This is a genomic window from Streptomyces sp. NH27 (genome assembly GCF_056859195.1).
Window position 1 is genome coordinate 1 of record NZ_JACEGK010000825.1, and the last position, 2,060, is coordinate 2,060.

General features: G+C 73.8%; 2 protein-coding genes and 1 riboswitch. Both genes read right to left on the bottom strand.

Annotation, left to right across the window (positions count from 1 at the left end):
- Positions 1-733 (bottom strand): LysM peptidoglycan-binding domain-containing M23 family metallopeptidase (locus AC13HU_RS36240; RefSeq protein WP_483046246.1); only part of this gene is annotated, 733 nt, incomplete at its 3' end.
- Between the two features lie 5 nt (positions 734-738).
- Positions 739-912: riboswitch (cyclic di-AMP (ydaO/yuaA leader) on the bottom strand.
- A gap of 420 nt (positions 913-1,332) precedes the next feature.
- A partial coding sequence (locus AC13HU_RS36245; protein WP_483046247.1) for a GNAT family N-acetyltransferase occupies positions 1,333-2,060 on the bottom strand: 728 nt, incomplete at its 5' end.

Sequence of the window (2,060 nt, forward strand, 5' to 3'; positions counted from 1 at the left end):
CCTCGAAGTGCAGGTGCGGCCCGGTCACGTTGCCGGTCGCGCCCGAGACGCCGATCTGCTGGCCCTCGGTGACGGTCTGGCCCGCGGAGACCAGCGCCTGCGACAGGTGGCCGTACAGGGTGTACTTGCCATCGGCGTGGCGCACGATCACGTCGTTGCCGTACGCGCCGTCCCAGCCGGCCGACACGACGGTGCCCGCGGCGACGACGTGCACCGGGGTGCCGGAGCCGACGAGGAAGTCCACGCCGGTGTGCGAACCGCTGGACCACAGCGAGCCCGACGTCTTGTAGCCGGTGCCGATGGCCGCGTCGCCGACCGGCTTCATCCAGCCGGTACCGGCGGTGGTCGTGGCGGCGGTGGTGGACGCGGTGCCGGTCGTGGTCGCGGTCTTCGCCTGCGGCGCGGCCTTCGCGGCGTCGAGGGTCAGTACGGTGCCGGGCCGGATCAGGCTGGGGTTGGACCCGATGACGGCCTTGTTGTCCTGGTAGAGCTGCTGCCAGCCGCCGGTGACGTGCTGCGAGGCGGCGATCTTGATGAGGGTGTCGCCGGTGACGACCTTGTACGTGGCCGAGGCAGCGGTCGTGCTCGTCGCCGGGGTGGCCGCGCCGGCGTGGGTCGCGGCGAGCAGCGGCAGCACGAGCGCGGCGCCGCCGGCTCCGGCGGCCACGTACAGACGGGTGAGGCGGCGGCCGTTGCGGGCCTTGGGCTTGCGGTGCCGGCTGAGTGCGGGCATGGGGGATTTCCTCTCCTACGCCTGCGAGGTGAGCTGTCGGGTTCGGGCAGGAGATGCCCGGCCGCGGATGCGGCTTCACCCCGAGCCGCCCGGGTGCGCGACTGCCGGCGGTGCGGCGGTCGGCTCGGGCGGCGGCTTACCTGGGTCCCCCGCTCCTGCCATGTCGGTGCTCGGATGATCCGCGCGGCGGGCGGTGGCAGGACTCGGCGGTCCGCCCGGCGGATGGGAAGCGGGTTGCCCCGCACGAGACGGAACGTAGGGGACGCCGCTCCGCGCGGGCAAACGGCGCGTTCCCTCCCCCGGGCGCGGTCGTCACCGTATGTGGCCGCACTCCCGGATGTCCGTTATGCGGTTCTCACTTCGGGTACGCCGGTCGCCACCGTCCATGACGATCCCCCCTCCGCCACAACGTTCCGTACCCCCGCCGACCACGGACCGTACCCATCCGGTGATCCCGCTCACACGCACGCGAATTGCCCTGATCTGTACGGTTTTTGCCCACCGCCGCGTACCTACAGGGGCGCGTGCCCTTGGCGGAAGGAGCCGCACATTCCAAGGGGCGCTGGGGGTACTCCCCCCGGCTTCGCCGGGAGCACCTCTCAGAACGTGCCGGGGGCGCCGGTGAGGCGATGGTCGAGGGTGCGGGAGAGGCGGTAGGCGACCGGGCGGAAGCCGATCGCGGGGAAGTGCCCGGCGGCGAGCGGCGACGCGGAGGGCCACTGCGCGAACATGTAGCGGTGCCCGGCGTCGTACGCCCAGGCGAGCGCGGTCGCGAGGAGCACCCGGCTGATCCCCTCCCCGCGGTACGCGGGCTCGACGTACGCCTCGGCGAGTTCGACGCAGGACGCGGGCACGACCGGGTCGGGTTGCGCGGGCACCAGCAGCACCATGCCGATCTCCTCGCCGCGCCGGGAGGCGATCCAGGCGCCGCAGCGGGAGTCCGAGAGCGTGCCGGCGTAGTGCACGCGCAGTGCCGCGAGCGCGGCCTCCGGCTGCGGCTGGAAGGTCGCGGTGCCCCGCTGCCGCCGGGCGGACTCCGCGACCATCCGGCCGATCTGCGGCAGATCGCCGGGGCCGGCCCGGCGGATGTTGAGCCCTTCGACCCCGCGCGGCTGCCGCCCGCGCGCCTTGACCGCCATCAGCCCGTACACCCGTTCCCGGCCGAAGCCGAGGTCGGACCAGGGCGTGGTGCCGACCTCACCGGCCGGCACGTCGACGTAGTGCACCAACCGCCGTTCGGCGACGAGCCGTTCGGCGACCCGTACGTACAGCGCGCGCAGCACCTCGCTCTCGCGGCCGGAGGGGAGGGCGTGGCCGCCGTGCGGGA